Source organism: Umbribacter vaginalis, assembly GCA_001552935.1.
In the GTDB taxonomy this organism is placed as follows: Bacteria; Actinomycetota; Coriobacteriia; order Coriobacteriales; family Eggerthellaceae; genus Berryella; species Berryella vaginalis.
Map to the genome: position 1 here is coordinate 1 of KQ959710.1, position 2,053 is coordinate 2,053.

A 2,053-nucleotide genomic window follows, 5' to 3' on the forward strand; every position below is an offset into this window, starting at 1 on the left:
GCCAACAGGATCAGTATACGGTGTTTGATGGGCAACAAACTCTTGGAAGGCGTTGTTTGAAAGCCACGCATCTGGGTGATCTTTCATGTTGTTAATCTGCTCAATGCCTTCCATGGACGACTTTGTCCAGTCTTTTCCATAACCATACAGCTGGCTACCCAACCATGCAAGAATACTTTGCGCAGGGTCACTAACAGGTTTTCCGTGCTGGTCAATCTTTGAGATGTCTACACCCTTTTTAATGTAGAGAACTTTCGGGCCCGTTTTGCCATCTTTCCATGCACGACCAGCGGCTGGCTTAAACGATACAACCACGCTATCAGGCGGAACGGTACCATCTTTCGACTTCTCCACAACATAAGGCACTTTATCGTATTGTGCTTCAAAGACGATGTTTTGTTGAGCGTTAAATTTGTAGTTGCGATCAGCTGCGCCAATGGTTAGAGGAGTAACACCAGAAGCTGTCGTAACTACTTGCTTCCAACCGGTAAACACGTAGTGATATCCATTAGCTGTGTAGTCGAGACCCGATACTTTCGGTACATCAATGGTATAGCTGGCGCCATCTTTCTTAAAGGTAAGGTATGCAAGTTCGCTTTGCGTGTTGTCTGCCGACTCAGTAGCACCTGATACTTGACCAGGCTCTTCCGTCTGACCTGTTTCGTGACCGCTTGCATCTACAACAGGAGCTTTCTTGCTTATAAAGGTAATCGTGGTGTACTTGCTTGTCAGTGCAGGGTCGCTTGGAGCGTTCTTCTTTTCAAGAACATCACCAAGCACATTTAAGTATCCAACCAGGTTGTATACCTTTTGCTTGCTTTGCGATGCTGAGTCTTTATAGGTAACTGTTACCTTAAGCGGCACGGTGTAATTTGCTGCCTCGGTTGAGGTAGGCGTTTCGGTATAGCTAACTTCTACCTTTTCAACATTGGCGGCATTCCTCATTGCAGCAATATTGCTGACGAAGGTTTGTGCATCAGGAATCGTTGTGCCCTGAATGATGGTTTGTGCTTTGCCCAGTACAGGAAGCGTATAGTCGGTTTGTTTAGCAACGTATTCTTGGAATGCATTATTGGCTATCCAATCGCCCTCGCCAACGCTTTCAATACCTTGAACATCTTCCATAGACGACTTTGACCAGCCGGTATTGTCAAACAGCTGATCTTTGAAGTAATCGATAATCGACTTGTAGTGTTTCGTTACGCCGTTTTCAACAATATCGAATGGCAGCTTATGAACGTCTTGACCTTTCTTAACGTAGAACGTCTTAGGTCCGTTCGTGCCATCTTTCCAGGTACGACCAGGAGCAGGCTTAAAGGCCGCAACAACAGAATCTTCCGGAATGCTGCCGTTATCAGTCTTTGTAGTGATGTAGGGCACTTTTTTGTATTGTGCCTCGTAGACAACATTTTCTTGTGCGTCAAAGCTAAGCGTACGCTGGTTGGCATCCAGCAATACATCTTGCGCATGTGCGCCACTTTGTACTTTCTTCCAACCCGTAAATACGTAGTGATACCCATTCGCTTCGTAATCTTTACCCGTAACTTGTGGAATGGTAATTGTGTAGTTAGCGTCGTCTTTCTTGTACGCAAGATATTGAAGTTCGCTTTGATCGCCATTATCCGTAGCACCCGACACTTGACCAGGAGCTTCCTTGTCAGCAACCGCTTGGTGCTCTTTCAAAGGAGCATTTTGCTTCTTGCTTACGAACGTAATAGTTGTGTACTTGCTTATAAGTGCAGGATCACGTGGAGTGTTCTTCTTTTCAAGTACATCGCCTAATACGTGCAAAGAACCTGTGATGTTATACACACGGGTATGCGTAGTATCAGCACTATCTTTGTATTTAACCATTACTTTGATAGGTACGGTAAGATTTGCAGCAGCATCGGTTGAAGGAGCTTCTACGTATTCAGCACTAATGCTATCAAATGGAGTACCATCAGCCGTCTTAAACTGGTCTGCATTCTTTACAAAGTCAATTGCCGCAGGTGCTTTTGTCCCTTGGATGATGGTCTTTTCTACACCGCCAACAGGATCAGTATACGGTGTT

Annotated in this window: 1 protein-coding gene; it reads right to left on the reverse strand. The window is 45.2% G+C overall.

What is annotated here, in order from left to right; translation table 11 throughout:
- Positions 1-2,053: hypothetical protein (locus HMPREF3190_RS07690; RefSeq protein WP_449676319.1), on the reverse strand; the 2,053-nt coding region annotated here is incomplete at both ends.